This is a genomic window from Halobacterium hubeiense (assembly GCF_001488575.1).
Lineage (GTDB): Archaea > Halobacteriota > Halobacteria > Halobacteriales > Halobacteriaceae > Halobacterium > Halobacterium hubeiense.
In genome coordinates this window covers 1,927,703-1,948,035 of record NZ_LN831302.1, presented here as the reverse complement: position 1 = coordinate 1,948,035, position 20,333 = coordinate 1,927,703, and the positions used below count along the sequence as shown (strand labels likewise).

Genomic DNA, 20,333 nt, shown 5'->3' with positions numbered 1-20,333 from the left:
TCGAAGTTGGTCAGCCGAGCAGCCGTTCGAGCAGCGACCGGCTCCGTTGCTGCTCCGCGAGGACGACCGAGCAGTCCACCTCGTCGACGACGTCCAGCACCAGCGACCCCGTGACGAGGCGTTCGAGGAGGCCGCGCTCGGTTGCGCCGACGACGAGCATCGACGCGTCTTCGGCGGCGGCCGCGATGACGTCCTCGACGTCCCCGGACTCGACGCGCAACTCGGCGTCCGAGAGGCCCTGCTCGTCGGCCCACGTCTCGAGGAACTCGCGGCCGGCCGCGGTGTCGTCGGCGACGTGCAGCAGCGTGACCTCGCTGTCGAACTGCTCGCGGAGGTAGCGCGCGACGGCGGCGCTGAGTTCGCTGTCCGGGCCGCCCGCGGTCGGCACGACCACGCGCGAGGGGTCGAACCCGCGGTCCTTGAACACGAGCACGTCACACGGCAGGTCGCCGGCGAGCTCGTCAACCGCGGACTCGGCGCGGCCGGGCGACCCGTGGCTGTCCGGCCCCCATCCCATCACGAGCAGGTCGGCGTCGTGGGTCTCGGCGGCGTCGAACAGCTCCTCGAAGGAGCGATGCGAGAGGATGGTGTGGGTCTCGACGGGGACGCCGAAGTCCTCGGCGTCGGCGCGCGCGTTCTCCAGCAGGCGCTCGCTCCCGGCGGCGTCCGTGAACTCGTCGAGGTGGTCGTTGGCGTACGCGAGGCTGGTCTGGTCGGGCACCTGGACGACGTGGACGGCGACGACGCGGCCGGCGTTCGCCTTCGCCGCGGCGGCGCCCAGCGTGATGAGTTCGGTCTCGTTCTCGGGGTTCGCCAGCGGCACGAGCACGCGGTAGTCCGAGCCGTCCGGGGCCAGCGACTCCGCGGCGGACACCGCGGCGTCGGGCGCGCGCTCGGGGTTCGCTTGGAGGTACTGCGAGAGGATGCCGGTCTTCGTCGCCCGCGAGCGCGCGTACACGAGGTACCACGCCGCGGCGAACGCGACGAACGCGGCGGTCGCCGCGATGATGGTCGGGTTGATGAACGCGATGAGCGCGAACGACGTGATGGCGCCGAGAATCGGCGTCGCCGGGTAGAACGGGACGCGGAAGTCGGGGTCGTACTCGGGCGGGTCCACGGTCCGCATCACGACGAGCGCGACGTTCAGCAGGCCGTAGATGACGAGGTGGAGCGTGCTCCCCATCGTCGACAGCGTCTCGAGGTTGCCGACCAGCACGAACACGAGGATGAACACGCCCGTCAGCCCGATTGCGCGGTACGGCGTCGCGAACCGGTCGTGAATCGTGTTCAGGCTGTCGGAGACGAGCTTGTCCCGCCCCATCGCGAAGTTGATGCGCGAGGACGCCAGAATCGAGGCGTTCGCCGAGGAGGCGGTCGCGAGCAGCCCGCCGAACAGCAACGCGACGGCGCCCGCCGGCCCCATGAGGCGGCGCGCGACGTCTACGACCGCGGTGTCGTTGCCGGCGACGAGTTCGTTCGGCACCGCCGCGAGCACCACCAGCAACACGAGCGCGTAGATGAACGTCACGAGGACGACGCTGCCGATGACCGCCCGCGGGAGGTTCTTTCCGGGGTCTTTGATTTCCTCGGCGACGCTCGTAATCTGGACGAACCCGAGATAGGAGACGAACACCATCCCCGTCACCGGGAGGACCTGCGCGAAGCCCTTCCCCTCGCGGACGAGCGGGAACAGCGAGTCGAGGTCGGCGTTGAACGCTCCGACGGCGGTGAACACCGCGAGGATGGCGACGAGCGTGACGACGATGACGTTCTGGAGGCCGCCGGTCTCCTTCGCGCCGACGTAGTTCACGCCGACGAACAAGGCGGCGCCGAACAGCGCGACGACTTGCGCGGGCACCAGCGTCAGCGGCCCCAGCGAGACGCTTGGCACCGAGACGAACGTGACGACGTACTTCCCGAGCCCGAACATGTAGAACGCGGAGGCGAACGCCAGCCCCATCCAGTTCGCCCACCCCGCGATGGAGCCGAACAGCGGCCCCAGCGAGTGGTTGACGTAGTAGTACGCGCCGCCGGCCTTCGGCATCGCGGTGCCCAGTTCGGAGGCGGACAGCGCCGTCAGCAACGCGATGCCGCCGCCGGCGAGGAACGCCAGCGCGGACAGCGGCCCCGCGTCCCTGACGGCGGCCCCCGGCAGCACGAAGATGCCGGCGCCGATCATCGTCCCGACGCCGATGGTCAGCGCCGCCAGCGGCCCGAGGTCCTTCGCGAGCTCCTGGTCACTCATTCGCGTCCTCCGCCGGGAGTACGACGACCGGGAGGTCGGCTCGCTTCACGATGTCGCGGGCGTGGTCGCCGGCCAGCAGGTCGAGCCAGCGGTTCCCCTCGCGTGGCGTGAACGCGACCGCGCTGGCGTCGTGGTCGCGGGCGGCGTCGAAGATGCCGTCGACGACGTCCGTGTCGAAGCGGAGGTCCGTCTCGAAGGTGACGCCCGCGTCGGTGCAGGCGTCCTCGACGACCCCGAAGACGCCCTCGGCGTACGCCTCGCGCTGTTCGACGCTGGCCTTGTCAATCGTGCCGCCGCCCTTCTCGACGACGTGGACGGCGACGACTCGGCCGCCGGCCTCGCGAACGCGCGGTAAGACCGCGTCCATCGTCGTCTGCGCGTCGCCCTCGCTGGCGACGGGGACGACGACCAGTTCGAGGAGGTCACCCACCGCAACCACCTGTTCCGGGCGGCGCGCGAGCACCCGCTCCTACGGGCGTACTGCGTGAAAATCTCATGTTCGGGGGTGTGGCCCACTCCCCCTTATACCTTCGACTCCCCGACGGCCTCACCGTGATTCTCAGACCTCGACCGCCCACAGCCGGAAGTCCGCCGGGAGCTCGTACACGTCCTGGAAGAGGGCGTCGACGAACTGGCCGACGCGGTCGTCGTCGGCGCGCGCCTCGATGCGGACGTTCGTCCCGGGGTCCTCCTCGGCGGTGTCCGCGGGGACGGTCTCGCGCTCGGCGATGGTGAACGCGCCGAACCGAGAGACGACCGTCGAGAGGCGGTCCAGCTCCTCGTCGGTGCAGTCGAGGTTGAGGGTGCCGTCCGCGAACTGCACCCACGGCGGCAGGAACTCGGGGTCGTCGCTGGGGTCCTCGTCGGCTTCCAGCGTGCAGAACGCGCTGTCGCGCTCGCGGTGGGCGGCGATGGCCTCCGCGACGAGTTCGATGCGGTCGGCGTCCGTGTCGGCGTCGAATCGAGTCATACGTGGGGTTGGCGGCCCGCCCACAAAGCAGGTCGGGTGTGCGAGTCAGTTCGGCCGGAAACAACACCTCCTTAATCGAGGCCCGGAAACGGGACGATATGAGTAACCCCCGAATCCTGATTCTGGGCGCGCCCGGCGCCGGCAAAGGCACGCAGAGCCGCCGACTCACCGAGGAGTTCGGCGTCGAGCACGTCACCACCGGCGACGCGCTCCGCGAGAACAAGGGGATGGACATCAGCCATCTCGACTTGGAGTACGACACGCCCGGCGCGTACATGGACGCCGGCGATCTCGTTCCCGACGAGGTCGTCAACGAAATCGTCAAGACCGCGCTCGGCGAGGCCGACGGCTTCGTCCTCGACGGCTACCCGCGCAACGAGGCCCAGACGGAGTATCTGGACTCCATCACGGACCTCGACGTCGTGCTCTACCTCGACGTCGACGAGGACGAGCTCGTCCGCCGGCTGACCGGCCGCCGCGTCTGCGAGGACTGCGGCGCGACCTTCCACGTGGACTTCAATCCGCCCGAGGAGGCCGGCGTCTGCGACGAGTGCGGCGGCGACCTCTACCAGCGCGAGGACGACACCGAGGAGACCGCCCGCGAGCGCATCGAGGTCTACGAGGAGAACACCGCGCCCGTCGTCGAGTACTTCCGCGACGAGGGCGTCCTCGAAGAAATCGACGGCGAACAGACGCCCGACGAGGTCTGGGAGGACGTCAAGGCCGCCGTCGAAGCGAACGCGAACTGACGGACGGACCGCCGAAAGCGGTTCTCTCGCCGAACCACTCGTCGGTCGTTCCGTAAGAGGTTCAAGCGGTCACTGCAAAGAACAGCCAAGAAGATGTCTCGAACCGCGGAGAAAGTCCGCTCGCTGGTCCGCGAGGACCCGGAACTGGCCGACGTACTCGACGACCTCCTTGACCACGAGGGCGAGATTCGCTGGCGGGACGTCAAAGGCGACGTCTCCAGCGGTCAGTGGGGTCGCCTCCTGGAGAAAGACGTGCTCGTGGAGTCCGGCGAGGGCTTCGAGTTCGCGGACCCCGAGGGCGTCCGCGAGGGCCTCGAACCCGAGGAGGACCTCGACGACAGCCCCGAATCCTCGTCGTGGTCGAAGTGGGACAAGCTCGCGGCCGTCGGGGCGTTCGCCGCGATTCTCGGCTACAACTTCCAGCCGATTCAGAACACCATCGGCGGCGCCGTCGACGTCGTGCTCGGGCCGCTGGAGACGGTGCTGCCGTTCTACGTCGTCGTGATGGCGCTGGCCGTCCTCACTGGCCTCTACTCGACGCTCCTGCAGGCGAACCTCACGGACATGGACAAGATGTCCGAGTACCAGGAGCGCGCCCAGAAGCTCCAGGACAAGATGTCCGAAGCGAAAGAGCGCGGCGACGAGGCCGAAATCGAGCGCCTCCGCGAGGAGCAGATGGAGGCGTTCGGCGACCAGGCCGGTATGCTCAAAGAGCAGTTCCGCCCGATGGCGTGGATCATGCTCCTCACCATCCCGGCGTTCCTCTGGATGTACTGGAAGCTCGGCACCGTCTACTCGGGCCGGGAGATCGTGATGACGCTCCCGCTGGCGGGCCAAGTCGACTTCAACCACGGGCGCATCCTCGTGTTCCCCACGTGGATCATCTGGTACATGGTCTGCTCGTTCAGCTTCTCGAACGTCATCCGCAAGGCGCTGAACATCCAGACGACGCCGACGTAGCAACACGCACTTTTTGCGCTGCACGAGGCGCGGCGGAGCCGCGCCTCGTTCGGCAAAAACTTGCGGAAAAAGCACTCCTTACCCCCTCCGGGGGTTCGTCGGCCTCGCGGCTTCGCCGCGAGTGAATCGCTCGCGCCTGTGGCGCTCGCGAATGCTCGTTGCGCGCGAAACCGCCACACGCCGGGTTCAGGTTCAAAACCTCTTTGTCCGCGCCGCTCCCAGCACGGATATGTTAGTCACTATCTCCGGCCCGCCGGGGAGCGGGAAGAGCACGGTGGCGTCCGCGCTCGCCGACCACCTCGACTACGACCACATCTCCGGTGGCGACATCTTCCGCGAGCTCGCCGAGGACCGCGACCTCACCCTTGAGGAGTTCAACGAGCTCGCCGAGGAGGACCCCCAGATAGACAAGGACCTCGACCGACAGCTCCGCGAGACCGCCCGGGAGCAGGACGACGTGGTTCTGGAGTCGCGGCTCGCGGGCTGGATGGCCGGCGAGTACGCCGACATCAAGATCTGGCTGGACGCGCCGATGGGCGTACGCGCGCGCCGCATCGCGGACCGCGAGGACAAGACGCCGGCGGCCGCGCGCGCCGAGACGGAGAAGCGGGAGGACTCCGAGACCGCGCGGTACGCCGACTACTACGGCATCGACTTCGACGACCTCACCATCTACGACCTGTTCGTGAACACGGCGCGGTGGGGCCCCGACGAGGTCACGGACATCGTGCTGTACGCCGTCGACAACTACGAGCCCGGCAACGACGAGGGCCCGGTCCCCATCGAGAACGTCGACTACGAGTTCTAACGATGCTGCGAGACGCCCCCGCGGACCGCGACCCCGACGACGTCTTCGAGTTCGGCGTCGTCAACCTCGACAAGCCGCCGGGGCCCTCTGCCCACCAGGTGTCGGCGTGGATTCGGGACATGGTCGGCGTCGAGAAGGCCGCGCACGCGGGCACGCTGGACCCCAAGGTCACGGGCTGTCTGCCTGTCCTGACGGGTGCGGCGACCCGGCTCGCGCCCGCGCTGCTGGAAGGCCCCAAGGAGTACGTCGCCGTGCTGGAACTGCACGCCGACCCGCCCGCGAACCTCCGCGACGTAATCGAGGAGTTCGAGGGGCCGACCTACCAGAAGCCGCCGCGGAAGTCCGCGGTCGCGCGCCGCCTGCGCGTCCGTGAGATTCACGACCTCGACGTCCTCGAAGTGAACGACCGGCAGGCGCTGTTGCGCATCCGCTGCGAGTCCGGGACCTACATTCGAAAACTCTGCCACGACCTCGGGCGCGCGCTCGGCACCGGCGCGCACATGGGACACCTCCGCCGCACTGCGACGACGCCGTTCGACGACACCACGCTGGCGACGCTGCACGACCTCGCGGACGCGCTCGCGTGGCTGCGCGACGAGGACGACACCAGCCCGCCGAGCGGCGACCCCGAAGCCGCGCTCCGCGAGGTGCTCGTGCCCGCCGAGCGCGCGCTCGAACACATCCCGTCGGTGACCATCGCGCCCTCCGCCGCCGAACAGGTCGCGGAAGGCGCGCCCGTCTACGCCCCCGGCGTCATCAGTGCGGAGGACGCCGACCGCGACCAGCTCGTCGCGTGCTACGCGCCCAACGGCGCCGCAGTCTGCCTCGGCCGCCGCGTCGGCAACCCGGACGCTGACTCCGGCACCGTGGTCGAACTCGAACGCGTCCTCGTGTAACGCGATTCCGAAACGAAGGCCTTAATGCCGGACGCCGCCTCGGTCGATACGTGGGACCGTGGGGTAGCGGTATCCTCGGCGGATGGGGTCCGTCGGACCTGAGTTCGAATCTCGGCGGTCCCACTTCACTTTCGCCCGGAATCCAATTCCGGGCTCACTGACTCAACTTCGAGTAGACTCATCTGTGCCGCTCGACAGTCGGACGGCACTCGTGTAGTTGCTCGTTTTTCGGACAGCGACAACGAGCTTCTGCCCATCAGAGCGATTTCTGAAGGGGTGAAACCGTGGAACGTTATGTTGAACTCACAGTATGGCGCCTGAGTACAGACACTATGCTACACGTCCGAGGATGTGCTGCCGCTACTCGGCTGAAAAACGGAAACGAAGAATAACGGCGGTGGTTAGACGTCGTCGTCGAGGGTGACTTCTTCCTGCGTTACGACGGTCCTCGAGCCACCACTACCAACGGCCGTTACAGTGACTTGCACGGTCTGACTTCCACTACCGAGTGTAATTCTCTGGTTCGTTTGGTCGGCCGTTGTATTCATATTACTATCGTAGGTGATTGTAGCTGATTGACCGACGTCAGTGAGGTTCACACTATTGCTGCTGCCTGCGGTGACGCTGAGGTTCTCGGCGTTCCCCTCGCTGATCCACGTCACTGAAGCATCGCCGTTACTCGTAGAGATGTCTGCCCCTGCCTGTACGTTTTCGCTGACGGAGTCACCGAAGCCGAGTACGAAGCTGGCGATGACGGCGGCCAGAATGACTGTAATCGCGACCATCAGGATGACGCCGATGACCGGCGACACGCCGCGTTCGTCGAAGTCCGGGATCTCGAAACTGATTTTCTTCATTATATTCTCACACGCGTGACACGATGGGTCAGCGCTTGCAACATACTAGCGACCGATTGTAATAAATTCTCTGTGGTAGGCTATTACATCACTGACAACTTCGTGACAACGGTCTATCTGGTACGAGAGGGCCGCGGGGGGCAGCCGCAGCCCCATGAAGAAAACCAGCTTCGAGATGCTGATTCACGCCTCGGAACCTTCCCGAGGTGAACGAAACTTCGCTGCGAGCCTGTGAAAGCCTTCCGGTCAGTTGCACCCCGAGAGACACGTCCTCCGCGACGCCGTCGGCGGGTCGTCGGCTGGCCGGCCCGCCGATACAGCCTAGCTGCTTAGGCGGAGGAGGGATGAGCGATGCGGCAGTATCCGTTCGGTACCGAGGATGGCGAGCGAGACACCACACGGCGGCGGTCGGACCGAGCGCTGCGAGCGCTGCTGCGAGGAGACGCCACACGCCGTCACCGTGGAACTGCGCGTGGAGAGCGAGCCGGACGGCGACCCGCCGTTCGCTCGCCGGCCGTACCGGGTCTCGTCGTGTCGGGAGTGCGGGACGGAGTCCGTTCACGCAATCGAGGAACCGTGATTCACCGCGCGCGAGCGCCAAAGTAGTTAGCTGCTTGACTGCTACCGGGTGGTATGATGTGACTTGACTCGGTAGTGAATGGCATGCTCGTGACGTTCCGGGTGGTGTTGCGCTCGACGGAGACGCAGCCGTCCCAGCAGACGCAGGAGAGCGTGCTGCCGGCGATGTCTCAGAAGTTCGGCCAGCGAGTCGCCGTCAGCGCCGCGGACCTCTCGCCGGACGACCGGCTGCTGGCGGCGACCATCGGCACCGTCGACACCGACGCGCCGGCGGCGCTCCGGGACGTCTACGAGTACGTGAAGCCACACCGACTGGTGAAGGTCGGCGCGATTCGGACCAACGACGACAGCCGCGTCGCCGTGCGGAAGGCCCACGAGGTAGACCGCGAGTCCGTCGAGCGCCACGAGCACGCGACCGTGCTCGGGGAAGTGCGCGGCGACCTCCTCGTGCGCGTGCGTCGCGACGAGTGAGTACGCGCGAGCCAGCGGCTACGCGAATCGCAGACTATCTCGGGACGAGCGCGCCGCTGTGCGGCGTGAAAATCGGGAAAGTAGGGTAGTTGCTGCGAAGGAACGCCGGGATTACAGCCGGGTGAGGTTCGTCGCGCGCGGGCCCTTGTCGGCCTGCTCGATGTCGAACTCCACTTCCTGTCCTTCCTCGAGGTCCGGGCCGCCGACGTCCTCCATGTGGAAGAAAACGTCCTCGTCCGCGTCCTCAGATTCGATGAAACCGTAGCCGCCTGTGTCGTTGAAGAAGTCAACCGTACCGGTTGCCATTGCAATTACCGATAAGCGGGATGCACGGATAACCCTTCCGAGACCCGCCGTGGCACGGGTGGCTGTGACACGGATCGACCCCCGGCCCGTCCGGTCGACCCCGGGAACCGGGGGAGGGCTGCGGGGAGAACGTGAAAGGCGTCGAACACTGGAGGATTTAAGCGTGGCCCGCGTGGGACCCACCGATGAGAATCTCGACCGGCGTCGCCGGGCTCGACAGCCTCCTCGACGGCGGGCTGCCGGCGCGGCGCCTCTACACGCTGAGCGGGCCGCCGGGCAGCGGGAAGACCACGCTCGCCGCCCAGTACGTCACGGAGGGCGTGAAGAACGGCGAGGACGTGCTGTACGTGACGATGCACGAGACGCGCAACGAGCTCGTCGACGACATGGCGAACTACGAGTTCGGCTTCTCGCGGACCGCGAACGCGGAGAACTTCGAGTTCCTGAACCTCACGCGGGAGCGCTCGCGGCGCTCGCTCACCCAGTACGGCCGCGAGTCCGGGCTCTCCTCGCGGCTCGCGTCGATGATCCGCCAGGAGGACTACGACCGCGTGGTCGTCGACTCCACGATGCTTTTGGCGCACTTCGCGGACGACGCCGACGCCGAAGTGACGCACTTCGCCACCGGGCTCAAGCAGACCGACGCCACCGTCCTGCTCGTCTCGGAGATGACCGACCCGACCGCGTACGCCGAGGAGCACTACCTCGCGCACGGCGTCATCTTCCTCCACAACTTCCTGGAGAACGGCGGGATGACCCGCGGCATCCAGCTGGTGAAGATGCGCGGCACGAACATCGACTGCGACATCCGCGACGTCTCCTTTACGGGGGCGGGCCTGCAGGTCGATCCCGGACGGAAGGTGCGGCCGGAGTGATGTACGACGAAGCGTTCTCCCGCGACTGGGACGGCGAGGAACTGGACCGCGAGGAGGCCATCTGGCGGGCGTACGCGCTGGGCGTCGCCGCGGCGCTGGGCGACCGCAACCCACAGGAGTACCGCCAGCTCGTCGCCGCGGCGGGCCGGTCGCTCGTGGAGATGGCCTACGACGAGGGGAAGAGCTCGGCGGCGGACCTCGACAGCCGGCTGGCCTCCGGCGACGCGGACCTCGACCCCTCCGAGTTCCCGTCCCGCGAGCGCGCGGTGTGGTCGAAGCTCATCACGTACAAGCAGGAGGAGGGCGGCGACGTCGAGCCGAGCAGCGGGGACGGCGACCGGATGGACCTCCCGGAGCTGCTGGACCGCATCGACGTGGACACGCTCCCGCGAAAAGACCTCGACCGGCTGCGGCTCCCGGAGTTCCTCTCCCGGAAGTAGTTACTCGCGCTTCGCGGCGGGGTTGGTGACCGCGCCGTCGGCGGCGGAGCCGAACTGACTGCCGTACTTGCGGAGCACGCCCGCGTCGTAGCGCGGCTCGGGCGCCTCCCAGTCCTCGCGGCGCGCCGCCATCTCCTCGTCGGAGACCGCCACGGAGAGCTCGCGGTTCGGCACGTCCACGGTCACCTCGTCGCCGTCCTCGACGAGCGCGATGGGACCGCCGGCCGCGGCCTCGGGCGCGACGTGACCGACCATCGGGCCGCGGGTCGCGCCGGAGAAGCGGCCGTCGGTGAGCAGCGCCACGTCGTCCTCGTGACCCTGCCCGACGACCGCGGCGGTGACGCCGAGCATCTCGCGCATCCCGGGACCGCCGCGGGGACCCTCGTTCCGGATGACGATGACGTCCCCGGACTCGATGTGACCCTCCTGGACGTACGCCATCGCGTCCTCCTCGGACTCGAAGACGCGCGCCGGGCCGGTGTGCTGGGTCTCGTCCTTCCCGGTGACCTTGAGGACCGCGCCGTCGGGCGCGAGGTTCCCCGTCAGCACCGTGATGGCGCCCGTCTCGTGGAACGGGTCGTCGACGGGCTTTAGGAAGTCGACGTCGCCCTCGACGTCGCCTGCTCGCGGCTCGTCGCCGCTCGCTGATTCCGACGTGCGTTGCACGTCGCCGTCCACGCCGAGGTGCTCCAGTTCCTCCTCGATGGTGCGGCCGGTCACGGTCATCGCGTCGCCGTGAATCAGGCCGGCGTCGAGCAGGCGCTTGAGGACGACGGGGACGCCGCCGACCTCGTGGAGGTCGTTCATCACGCGCGAGCCGCCCGGCTGGAGGTTCGCGACCTTCGGCGTGCGGTCGCTTATCTCGTTGAAGTCCTCGATGTCGAGGTCGACGCCGGCCTCGGCGGCGAGCGCGAGCAGGTGGAGGACGGCGTTCGTGGAGCCGCCGAGCGCGACCTGAATCGCGATGGCGTTCTCGAAGCTCTCCCGCGTGAGGATGTCGGAGGGCCGGCGGTCCTCGCGCACGCACTCGGCGGCGAGTTCGCCGGCGCGCTCGGCGACGTCGTAGCGCTCCTCGGACTCGGCGGGCGCGCTCGCGGAGCCCAGCGGCGCGAGCCCGATGGCCTCCGAAATCGAGGCCATCGTGTTCGCGGTGAACATCCCACCGCAGGAGCCCGCGCCGGGGCAGGCCTCGTGTTCCATCTCCTCGAGTTCGTCCTCGCTCATCTCGCCGGCGGCGACCGCGCCGACGCCCTCGAAGACGTTCTGCACCGTAATCTCGCGGCCGTCGTGCTCGCCGGGCATGATGGAGCCGCCGTAGAGGAACACCGACGGGAGGTCGGTGCGAATCGCGGCCATCATCATCCCGGGGAGGTTCTTGTCGCAGCCCGCGACGGTCACGAGGGCGTCCATGCGCTCGCCGAACGCCACCAGTTCGACGGAGTCCGCGATGACCTCGCGGGAGATGAGCGACGCACGCATCCCCTCGGTCCCCATCGAGATGGCGTCCGAGATGGTGATGGTGCCGAACTCGATGGGCATCCCGTCGCCGCCCTCGACGCCCTCGACGGCCGAGTCCGCGACGTCGTCGAGGTGGACGTTACACGGCGTGATGTCCGCCGCGGGGTTCGCCACGCCGACCATCGGCGAGGAGAAGTCGGCGTCGTCGTAGCCCATCGCGCGGAACATCGCGCGGTGGGGGGCGCGCTCGACGCCTTCCGTGACGTCGTTGCTCGGCAAGTCGGGGTCCTTCTGCTGGCTCATACAATCCGGTTGCTCGCGCAGCGGTTAAAGCCCGCCGCCTGAACAGATGTTGCCAGTCACACCGCGGCTGCCGATGATGTTCGCCCGCCCGGGTACCGGGAAGGTTTGCCAGCGGCAGAACCGCCTTCTCCCGTGCCGGCGAACCCACGGCCATGTCCGCGCGGGTCGAGAGCGGCGGCCGGCTCCACTTCGGCTTCCTGAACCTCTCGCTGTCCCACGACCGGCTGTACGGGAGCCTCGGCGTCGCCCTCGACGACCCCCGCGTCGTGGTCGAAGCCGAGCCCGCCGAGCGCGTGCGCTGCGACCACGAGCGAGCGCGCGACCACGCCGCCCGCGCCTGCGAAGTGCTTGACGTGGCCGGTGCCGCCGTCACGGTGCGCGAGGAACTGCCGCCGCACGTCGGCCTCGGCTCCGGCACCCAGCTCGCGCTCGCCGTGCTCGAAGCGGTCGCGCGAACCCACGGCCGCGACGCGGCCGTGCGCGACTTAGCACCTGAGCTTGGACGCGGCGGCCGGAGCGGCGTCGGCGTCGCGGCGTTCGAGTCTGGGGGGTTCGTGCTCGACGCCGGCCACCCGACGGGGCTGTTCACGACGGCCGCGCCGCCGCGGGGCGCGTGGACGGTGCCGCCGGTCGCCGCCCGCCACGAGGTACCCGACGACTGGCGGTTCCTGCTCGTGGTGCCCGACGCCGAACCCGGCAAGGCCGGCGGCGAGGAGGACGCGAGCATGCGCTCGGCGGTGGAGGCCGCCGACCCCGGGCTCGCGGACCGCATCTCCGGGGTCGTCACGCGCCGCGTGCTCCCGGCGCTGGCGAGCGGGGACGTGGCGGCGTTCGGCGCGGCGGTCGCGGAGGTCGGGCGGCTGAACGGCGCGTGGTACGCCGACGAGCAGGGCGGCGTCTACCGGCCGCCGGTCGGGTGCATCGTGGACGCGCTCGACGGGAGCCCTGCGGTGTCGGGCGCCGGCCAGTCCTCGTGGGGGCCGGCCGTCTACGGCGTCACCGACGAGGGCCGCGCCGAGGACGCGCTGGCGGCGGGACGGGAGGCGCTGGACGCCGCGGGCGTCGGCGGCGACGTGCGCGTGGTCGCGCCCCGCAACGAGGGCGCGCGGGTCTCGGAGACGGGGCAGGGAAAAGCGTAAACGCCGCCCGCGCGACGCGCACGTATGGCGACGATTCCGTTCGGCATCTCGCGGCTGGACGGCCGCATCGGGGGCGGCGCCCCCGAGGGGAGCGTCGTGTTGCTGTCCGGTGAGGCGGGCGCCGGCGCCCGCGAGTTCCTCTACACGAGCGCCGTCCTCAACGGCCTGCGGGCGTCCGACCCGGAGCTGTTCGAGTTGCACTACGGCGACCTCCACGGGTCGGCGGTCCCGCCCGAGGACATCCACTACGTCTCGTTCACGGCCGACGAGACCGAACTCCGCCGCGAGATCTCGTTCACGATGGACGACGAGATCGTCGAGTCGGGGCTGGACGCGGTGACGTTCGCGGACTTCTCGCCGGAGTACTTCCAGCTGAGCCCCGTCCCCCGGGAGTGGTACGCGGGCGAGCACCGCTCGATTTCGGACCTCGGGCAGACCGACGGCGACCGCCGGGACGTGCTGGAGGCGTTCGCGGACTACCTCGACGAGCACGCCAGCGGCAGCCTCGTGGTCGTGGACTCGCTGACCGACCTCATCGGTGCGCGCCAGCAGGAGATGTCGTTCAGCGACGTCGTGATGACGCTGAAGGGCCTGCGGAAGGCCGCCCGCGCCTGGGACGGCCTGCTGCTGTTGCACTTGACGCGGGACGCCGTCACCACCGAGGAGTTCGGGAGCCTGATGACCTCCGTGGACGGCACCGTCCAGTTCGGCTGGGAGAGCGGCGGGAACGAGCGCGTGCGGACGATGTTCGTCCGCGAGTTCCGGGGCGTGCTCGGGCGCCTGGAGGAGGAGGACATCGTGCAGTTCGAGACCGAGATTCACGACGCGGGCTTCGACGTCACCGACGTTCGGAAGATTCGGTAGCGCGGGCAACGATTAAGGCGGGCGCGTGCCAAACCCGGGTGAATGGCCGATGGCACGTCGGACGCGGTCGAGACGACGCTGGAGGGGCCCGTTGCGTCGTGGCTGTCGGCGCGCGCTGACGACCTCGGCGTTCCGCCCGAGGAGTTCCTGAAAGGAGTGCTGGCGGCGTACCGCGAGGCCGACGAGCAGACCGACGTCGTCACCAGCGACGACCTCGACGAGCGCCTTGCTGCCGTCGAGGACGACCTGCGCGCGGACGTCGAGGCCGTGGACAGCGAGTTCGACGAGAAGATTCAGGACGTCCGTGAGCGCGTCATCCAGGTCAAGCGCGACGCCGACGCGAAGGCCCCGAAGGACCACGACCACCCCGACCTCTCCTCGCAGGCCGAGGAGGCGCTGAACGCCGCCCGCGACGCGCAGGCCGAGGTCGCGGAGGTCTCGGAGGCGGCGCGGCGGCTCCGCGAGCGCGTGGACGCGGGCTTCGACAACTTCGAGGAGGTGTTGACGTACCTCCGCGACGAGACCCGGGACCTCGACCGGAAGACGGCGACGCTGGCGACGGCGGTGGTGTCGATGCGGGACTCGGTGGCCTCGCTGGCGGCCGCCGAGGCGCGCCGCGAGCGCGCCGAGCGCCTCAAGCGGGAGGCGAACGTCGCGGGCGTCACCGAGGCCGACTGCGGGGACTGCGGCGAGACGGTGACCGTCGCGCTGTTGACCGCCCCGGAGTGCCCGTTCTGCGCGGCGACCTTCGAGGAGGTGGAGGCCAACCCCGGCTGGTTCGGCACGGACGTGCTCGTGACGGGGTCGGCGCCCGCGCTGGCGACCGACGAGGGCGCGCTCGACGACGAATCGTGGCTCGGCACGGACGGTGAGACGCTGGAAGCGATGGCCGAAGGCGGCGACAGCGGCGACGAGGACGGCCCGGAGGTCGTCCACCCGGACCGCGTCGAGGGCGACGCCGCCGACGAGTTCGGGAGCGCGGCCGACCGGCCCGCGGGTGAGCGCGATGAGTGACGACCGCGACGACGAGGAGCGCGAGCCGCTGGCGGACCTCCGGGAGGACGTCGAGCGCAGCCGCGAAGCCGAGCCCGACGACGACTTCGACGAGCTGTTTACGGACGTCGACGTCGGCAGCGTGGACGAGGAGGAGGTCTGGGACCAGCTCTCGTCGTCGGCCGACGAGTCGGTCGCGGACGCCGCGGGCGTCGCGGAGTCGGCGAGCGCCGACGCCAAGACCGAGGCACTCGACCGCGACGTGACGGTCGTCGAGAAGCGCCTCTGTCAGGGCTGCGAGCACTTCTCGGACCCGCCGGAGACGGCCTGCGGCCACGAGGGCACGACCATCGAGGCGGAGGCCGACACCGACCACTTCCGCGTCGTGGACTGCCCCGTCGTGGCGGCCCGCGAGGAGAACGAGGCGAGTGATTTTTCCGGAGACGAGCCCTAGCTCGGGTATGCAGTTCTGCGACGAGTGCGGGTCGATGATGCACAAGCAGGACGACGAACTCGTGTGTTCGGGCTGCGGGCACACCGAGCCCGCCGGCGACGACGGCGAGTTCGTCACGACGGCGTCCCAGGACACCAGCGACGTCATCGAGACCAGCGAGGACGCCAACTTCGAGGGCAAGCCCACCGCCGAGGAGACGTGCCCGGAGTGCGGCCACGACGAGGCGTGGTACACCATCAAGCAGACCGGGAGCGCCGACGAGCCGCCGACGCGCTTCTTCAAGTGCAAGTCCTGCGGCCACCGCTGGCGAGATTACAGCTAATACTCGCCTTAGAACCCTGATTTCGGAGGATTAGGGTTAGGACTTGCCTGCAAGATTGCATCGTAATCTGTCCAAGTGAAATAACGGCTTGTAGGCACTTCAAACCACCTAATTCGGGCGATAGACCGATAATGTCACATGGTCTCAGGGAGTGGCCGATAGTATGTCGGAGTATATCCCTCCAGAAGTTGATGCAAGCGCATTTCACTGCCCACACTGCGAGGTCTATGCTAACCAGTCATGGTCGAATATTGACGTATATGCGTCCTCTATCGGCCGCCAGCAAATCCTCAACGGAAGAATCGGGAAATGTGCCCATTGCCAAGACTATACCCTATGGGTTGGTGAAGAGATGGTTTACCCAGAAGGGAGTCCGGCGCCACTTCCCACGGAGGACATGCCCGACGAGGTAGAGGAAGACTTTAATGAAGCTCGTAAAGTGGTAAATAAATCCCCCAGAGCAGCAGCAGCTCTACTTCGGTTGGCGATGGAAAAATTAGCGAGAGAACTTACTGGGGAAGATAACCGGACGCTACACAACATGATTGGCGACCTTGTGGAAGAAGGTCGCATTGATGAACGAGTACAACAAGCACTCGATTCTGTGCGTGTTGTCGGGAATGAATTCGTTCATCCGGGAGAGATGGATGAACGTGATAATCGAGAGACTGCGCTTAGATTGTTCGACCTTGTGAACACTATCGTCGAGCTCACTATCGCACGAGAAAAGCTAATTCAAGAGGAATTCAGCAACATTCCAGAAGACCAAATGCGTGGCATAGAGAATAGAGACGGTAATTCATAGTATCCCAACACCGCCCTTATAGGCAACAATTTCCTCTACTTCCACGAATTCCAGAATTCCCCACCCGGTTAACTCTCTGAATTATCCCAATCAGAGCTTTCTCGCATAATGCTCATGGACGTCCTAAGACTACTGATTTCAGCCATCTCAAGCTATTTAACAGATGTCGACATTAGAGTGACTGGCTAACTGCCCGAATTAGGAGGTCTCTGGCCGTTTGAGAGGTTGGGATTCTGGTTCATCAAGCTCTGGCATGACGTTCGACTCAGGCTCTTGGATTTGAGAGGGTAGTTTAGAACGTTTCAAATCCCGGTATGCTTGGCGTCTCATAGTGTTCTCAATCGTCTCCGCGTACTTCGAGAAGGTATTACACCCACGCCAGTAACTCATGCCTCGCGTCTTCTGCGTGCCTTCTAAGCCTGCCGAGAGTGCTGCCATCCATTCGAGTACCCGGGAGTCGTGCAAGTCGAGCGCGTCTGTCTCTACGCGCATAAGTGGTTGATTCGCTCCAGCCAGTTCGTGCGGGAGCCTACTCGTACCACCGCGTGCATGGTCCTTCCCTTGGACGACTGTCGGACCATCGTCAGCCGAATGGTGTTCAACCGAGATACTCACGCTGGTCGCACCCGGCACCTTCTCATGATGCTTGTCCCTCAGTAGCTCGAATCTCTCTGCGTCGTGATGGCCCGGAATCCAGTAGCCTTCATGCACATGAGTACGGACCCTTACATTTGGACGGGTAGGATATTTGGGCGCAAGTACTTCGACCCTCGCAGAATCACCAGACAGGCGATTGAGCAAACCACGCCGTGACTGGTCGTAGAGTTCTGGCGTCAGAGCCTCAGTTTGCTCCACAAGAGGCGCGGTATTCTCGTCCGCCGTTCTCACTATGTGGACAGTCGTAAACTCCTCGTAGTTACGCCAGAAGTACCTGCCTACGTCTTTCGCCTGAGCGTAGTTCTTCTTCGCTTGATAGTGGCTATAATTATGTTCTGGCTTGTATGGAGCGTTCTCTTGTCGTAATCGTTCAAGATTTTGCTTGAATTGTGCGACCCTTGAATTCGGTGGGGTAATTAAATCGGCTGGCTCGACGTCCGCATATTCAATCGTCACGTCTGTCTCGTCAAGGATACCTGCCGCTTCTCGGAGGCACGCAATAGCGCTCATGTCAGGACCACCGCCACGACGAGAAGGACCCAGAGGACTTCCCAGACTGCTGTCCCTGACACCGTGAGAGATGTTTCTGTTACTGTGCGTTCACTCTTCTGTAGGTCGTCTGCTTGCATACTAAATCATAGGCAGAAGACGGATGCAAGCAGGAGAATCTGTCAAAAGTTTTAAGTAGTTGCGGCACTAATAGTAGAATGTCTTGTAGGGTAGTGCCACAGCGCACTCCTGCTTATCAAACTCGCGTAGATGAGCGTCCGATTAGTATAACTGCCTTGTTAATTACTATGTGTTCCAGATACTTAAATCTTTTGATGTATAATATTATATTGGTTATCAGAGTGGCTGGTCTCCTCACCGGATTTGATGGCAGGAGAATTTTTTATATATGTCTTAGTCGTTCCTCTTAGCGAATTTCGTCCAACCGCGAGAAGACCGTGGCTCCATCTCATCAGGCAAACTGAGATGATATCAGAGATAATGTCAAATAACCAAAACATTTAAGTGGCTGGAGTACATAGTATTGTATGTAGTCAGATATCTGGGAATTCTGGCTACAGTAGTTCAGCTCGAATCTATTCAAGCATCTGTTCCGCTTGGTCATAGAACGTACCTGTAGGGTTGCAGTGGAGTACATAACTCCATTTTTTGAGAGTTTTTACCAGTGTACTCTGAACACTGGTTGAGAGAACATGACTGGAACTATGCTAAATCTCACGTCTGAGGAATTGTCTGCGCTCAAGGAAGCTACTCGCACCAGATTCGGGAGCGAGTCAAGAATCAGTCGAGGCGCGATGGTCCGACTCATGGCTGAAGAGACGATTGCAGAATACGAGGAGTCGGACGAATGAGCGAAGTATACGAAGTGACGGTTTCTGACGAAACAGCGCAAGAGCTTGAAGAGTACGACGACGAGCGGATTCGAGAAGTGCTTAGGGATGCGCTTGATGAATTAGCATCTACGTCCGACAAGCAAGATGAGCTGCATCGACGCATGGGAGTCGACCCTGACGACCCTGAAGGACTATCCGGTGAAGCTCTGGAAACTGAGATGAGGAAATGGCTTCGCGGTGAGAGGGAGACGGACCCACGGCTTGATTAACAATACGTGCGACTACTCCCGATTGACCTTGTGATGTGCAGTCGCCATTGCGTGAGCAATTGAGTTCTCAGTAGTCCGCTCGATAAGCCTATATAGGAGATTCGAATTCGGCCCCTCTGCCGTACTGCGTTTATACTTTCACTATGGTTAATGAAGGTTTATAAGCTGTCAGCCTCTTATACGGAAATGAACATGGCAGAGCAAATGAGGTTTCGGTTTGGCAGCATTGACCTCCCGGATGATGAGCTTCCGACTCCTGAGGAACTCCACAACGCAATTGATGACACATGGAGAGAACGAACGAAGAAAACTATCGTCGAGGGAGAAGACCCTGTCTCTCTCGAAGAGAAGGGGAGAAACTCCTACTACAGCGACTCACATGACGAATACTCCTTCTGCCAATTTACCTACGTATCTGATAAGGAGAACAGCGCCACAGTTCGAGATGGGGATGACCTAAAAGTCGCACCAGACGACCAGCCCGTGAGGCCACTGGTGTTCTATTTCAAGAACGGACAATTCGCTTACGAGTCTGAACGCGGCCTAATAAAGCACTGGATTCCCCAGTTTATCGGCGAGAGAACTGGTGTAGAGGTAGAGAACAACTACACCTTTGACGAATTCAGTCAAGAGACGATGGAGTGGTTCTATGATGACCGTGACGAAATCACCGTGTTTCGATTCGGAGCAAACGACGAAGAGTTTGATACCGACTCAGATATCGCTCGGGCACTGAACGAGCTGGCTACGGAGGTTTCAAGCCAAGAATTCAGTGGTGGGAACCCCCCGACGAATCTCAAAGGACTGAAAATCTTCGAAGAGGCGAAAGAGAAGATGTATGTCTCCAAGCTCAAAGGCACGAAAGACGACGGATATACCAACGAGATTCTCAGTTCGGGGATGTATCAGCCCAAATGGGATGAGAGTGAATGGCCAATAGACGCTGGACAACAGCGGCGAGCGGAAACCATCTACCAGCGATTAACGCCATACCTTCGCCGCTTAGCGTAGAACCAACCTCGACTGCTCTGCCATCCACTTTCGTATAGTTATCCCAGTTTTTGCGTAGAGAGGATGACTACGTATGTAAGGATATCACGAGTTGCTGAAGATTGGACGAGATGTGGGGTGTTACCCTGCCCGGAACGCTTATGCCGATAGCAGAGCTACACAGGATTAATGGTGGCCCGTCCGGATTCGGTCAAACTGGTTCTCCACCGTGTCGAGAGTGACGGGGCTCGGCACGGCAGTCCCTGAAGCGCGGCGGTCTGTTCAGTTCCGGGAATAATAATCACACAAAAGCACTCCGCCGTCAAGTGTACGGTGAGGTTTTATATAGTACATTCATATTTGCCCTCTACACCCTCCTTAGGACCTCTATTGCCGTTCCAGAAACTATACCCATTGTGTTTTGGCTTATAAATGCCTACTCAACACCAGCCATTTATATACTAACGCCAGCCATTACCCAGATTGCTTATGATTTAGCCGAAGTCTTTAAATTAGCCGTGGGCGGTGCATTTGCACACCGACTGTACGATATCCTCTGGGAATCAGGCCAAGGCTGAAC

Annotated in this window: 24 protein-coding genes and 1 tRNA gene; 18 read left to right on the top strand and 7 right to left on the bottom strand. The window is 64.4% G+C overall.

The genetic code is table 11. The features are described 5' to 3' along the window. Positions 1–10: 10 nt before the first annotated feature. The 3 genes from HHUB_RS10220 to HHUB_RS10210 form a co-directional block, all read right to left on the bottom strand. On the bottom strand, positions 11–2,245 hold the full coding sequence (locus HHUB_RS10220; RefSeq protein ID WP_059057512.1) for an amino acid permease: 2,235 nt from the start codon (positions 2,243–2,245) through the stop codon (positions 11–13). Continuing rightward, positions 2,238–2,675 carry a universal stress protein gene (locus HHUB_RS10215; RefSeq protein ID WP_059058277.1) on the bottom strand — a complete coding sequence of 146 codons (438 nt, stop codon included), beginning with the start codon at positions 2,673–2,675 and terminating at the stop codon, positions 2,238–2,240. The genes HHUB_RS10220 and HHUB_RS10215 overlap by 8 nt, the downstream gene beginning before the upstream one ends. A gap of 129 nt (positions 2,676–2,804) precedes the next feature. After that, positions 2,805–3,215, bottom strand: coding sequence for a hypothetical protein (locus HHUB_RS10210; RefSeq protein WP_059057511.1), 411 nt, complete (start codon positions 3,213–3,215; stop codon positions 2,805–2,807). A 98-nt stretch (positions 3,216–3,313) separates the two neighbouring features. On the opposite strand from HHUB_RS10210, the gene HHUB_RS10205 reads away from it, so the two are divergent. The 5 genes from HHUB_RS10205 to HHUB_RS10185 all read left to right on the top strand — a co-directional run bounded on the left by HHUB_RS10205 (position 3,314) and on the right by HHUB_RS10185 (position 6,751). Then, positions 3,314–3,964 (top strand): adenylate kinase, encoded by a 651-nt coding sequence (locus tag HHUB_RS10205; protein ID WP_059057510.1) that lies wholly within the window; start codon positions 3,314–3,316, stop codon positions 3,962–3,964. A 93-nt stretch (positions 3,965–4,057) separates the two neighbouring features. Next, positions 4,058–4,924: a DUF106 domain-containing protein gene (locus tag HHUB_RS10200; protein WP_059057509.1), complete on the top strand. Its 867-nt coding sequence runs from the start codon at positions 4,058–4,060 to the stop codon at positions 4,922–4,924. Between the two features lie 229 nt (positions 4,925–5,153). Next, positions 5,154–5,732, top strand: coding sequence for a (d)CMP kinase (gene cmk / locus HHUB_RS10195; protein ID WP_059057508.1), 579 nt, complete (start codon positions 5,154–5,156; stop codon positions 5,730–5,732). A gap of 2 nt (positions 5,733–5,734) precedes the next feature. Beyond that, entirely contained in the window at positions 5,735–6,628 is an 894-nt protein-coding gene (locus tag HHUB_RS10190) for an RNA-guided pseudouridylation complex pseudouridine synthase subunit Cbf5 (protein WP_059057507.1), read from the top strand. A gap of 52 nt (positions 6,629–6,680) precedes the next feature. Beyond that, positions 6,681–6,751 (top strand) — tRNA-Pro (locus HHUB_RS10185). A gap of 278 nt (positions 6,752–7,029) precedes the next feature. Here HHUB_RS10185 and HHUB_RS10180 read toward each other — a convergent pair. Beyond that, entirely contained in the window at positions 7,030–7,485 is a 456-nt protein-coding gene (locus tag HHUB_RS10180; RefSeq protein WP_059057506.1) for a type IV pilin, read from the bottom strand. 379 nt (positions 7,486–7,864) lie between these two features. Between HHUB_RS10180 and HHUB_RS10175 the strand changes: the two genes are divergently transcribed. Together HHUB_RS10175 and HHUB_RS10170 are read left to right on the top strand one after the other, a co-directional pair. Then, positions 7,865–8,065: a DUF7835 family putative zinc beta-ribbon protein gene (locus tag HHUB_RS10175; RefSeq protein ID WP_059057505.1), complete on the top strand. Its 201-nt coding sequence runs from the start codon at positions 7,865–7,867 to the stop codon at positions 8,063–8,065. A gap of 83 nt (positions 8,066–8,148) precedes the next feature. Continuing rightward, complete coding sequence (locus tag HHUB_RS10170) at positions 8,149–8,535, top strand: hypothetical protein (RefSeq protein ID WP_059057504.1); 387 nt, start codon at positions 8,149–8,151, stop codon at positions 8,533–8,535. Between the two features lie 111 nt (positions 8,536–8,646). Here HHUB_RS10170 and HHUB_RS10165 read toward each other — a convergent pair whose 3' ends face one another. Then, positions 8,647–8,841, bottom strand: a complete 195-nt coding sequence (locus HHUB_RS10165) for a cold-shock protein (RefSeq protein WP_058983995.1) — start codon at positions 8,839–8,841, stop codon at positions 8,647–8,649. Between the two features lie 185 nt (positions 8,842–9,026). On the opposite strand from HHUB_RS10165, the gene HHUB_RS10160 reads away from it, so the two are divergent. Next, positions 9,027–9,716, top strand: a complete 690-nt coding sequence (locus tag HHUB_RS10160) for an RAD55 family ATPase (protein WP_059057503.1) — start codon at positions 9,027–9,029, stop codon at positions 9,714–9,716. Further along, the gene (locus HHUB_RS10155) at positions 9,716–10,156 is read left to right on the top strand and encodes a hypothetical protein (RefSeq protein ID WP_059057502.1); all 441 of its coding nucleotides are present in this window, start codon (positions 9,716–9,718) and stop codon (positions 10,154–10,156) included. The genes HHUB_RS10160 and HHUB_RS10155 overlap by 1 nt, the downstream gene beginning before the upstream one ends. Here HHUB_RS10155 and ilvD read toward each other — a convergent pair whose 3' ends face one another. Further along, positions 10,157–11,917, bottom strand: coding sequence for a dihydroxy-acid dehydratase (ilvD, locus tag HHUB_RS10150; RefSeq protein WP_059057501.1), 1,761 nt, complete (start codon positions 11,915–11,917; stop codon positions 10,157–10,159). It lies immediately after the preceding gene. Positions 11,918–12,069: 152 nt separating this feature from the next. On the opposite strand from ilvD, the gene HHUB_RS10145 reads away from it, so the two are divergent. The 6 genes from HHUB_RS10145 to HHUB_RS16080 all read left to right on the top strand — a co-directional run bounded on the left by HHUB_RS10145 (position 12,070) and on the right by HHUB_RS16080 (position 16,494). Then, the gene (locus tag HHUB_RS10145; RefSeq protein WP_059057500.1) at positions 12,070–13,056 is read left to right on the top strand and encodes a beta-ribofuranosylaminobenzene 5'-phosphate synthase family protein; all 987 of its coding nucleotides are present in this window, start codon (positions 12,070–12,072) and stop codon (positions 13,054–13,056) included. 24 nt (positions 13,057–13,080) lie between these two features. After that, complete coding sequence (locus HHUB_RS10140; protein WP_059057499.1) at positions 13,081–13,920, top strand: RAD55 family ATPase; 840 nt, start codon at positions 13,081–13,083, stop codon at positions 13,918–13,920. A 42-nt stretch (positions 13,921–13,962) separates the two neighbouring features. Then, entirely contained in the window at positions 13,963–14,934 is a 972-nt protein-coding gene (locus tag HHUB_RS10135) for a hypothetical protein (protein ID WP_059057498.1), read from the top strand. Then, positions 14,927–15,367 (top strand): hypothetical protein, encoded by a 441-nt coding sequence (locus HHUB_RS10130; protein WP_143416384.1) that lies wholly within the window; start codon positions 14,927–14,929, stop codon positions 15,365–15,367. Before HHUB_RS10135 ends, HHUB_RS10130 begins: the two co-directional genes overlap by 8 nt. 7 nt (positions 15,368–15,374) lie before the next feature. Then, positions 15,375–15,689, top strand: coding sequence for a transcription factor S (locus tag HHUB_RS10125; protein ID WP_059057496.1), 315 nt, complete (start codon positions 15,375–15,377; stop codon positions 15,687–15,689). A 163-nt stretch (positions 15,690–15,852) separates the two neighbouring features. Then, complete coding sequence (locus HHUB_RS16080; RefSeq protein WP_082687231.1) at positions 15,853–16,494, top strand: DUF4145 domain-containing protein; 642 nt, start codon at positions 15,853–15,855, stop codon at positions 16,492–16,494. Between the two features lie 198 nt (positions 16,495–16,692). On the opposite strand, the gene HHUB_RS16650 is transcribed toward HHUB_RS16080, so the two are convergent. Continuing rightward, positions 16,693–17,661, bottom strand: a complete 969-nt coding sequence (locus HHUB_RS16650; protein ID WP_143416383.1) for a hypothetical protein — start codon at positions 17,659–17,661, stop codon at positions 16,693–16,695. An 847-nt stretch (positions 17,662–18,508) separates the two neighbouring features. Here HHUB_RS16650 and HHUB_RS16645 point away from each other — a divergent pair. The 3 genes from HHUB_RS16645 (at position 18,509) to HHUB_RS16640 (ending at position 20,331) form a co-directional block, all read left to right on the top strand. Further along, complete coding sequence (locus HHUB_RS16645) at positions 18,509–18,763, top strand: hypothetical protein (protein WP_089649699.1); 255 nt, start codon at positions 18,509–18,511, stop codon at positions 18,761–18,763. 192 nt (positions 18,764–18,955) lie between these two features. Next, entirely contained in the window at positions 18,956–19,774 is an 819-nt protein-coding gene (locus HHUB_RS10120) for a hypothetical protein (protein ID WP_143416382.1), read from the top strand. Positions 19,775–20,079: 305 nt separating this feature from the next. Then, a complete protein-coding gene (locus HHUB_RS16640) occupies positions 20,080–20,331 on the top strand; it encodes a hypothetical protein (protein WP_143416381.1) in 252 nt (83 codons plus the stop codon). Positions 20,332–20,333: the final 2 nt, after the last annotated feature.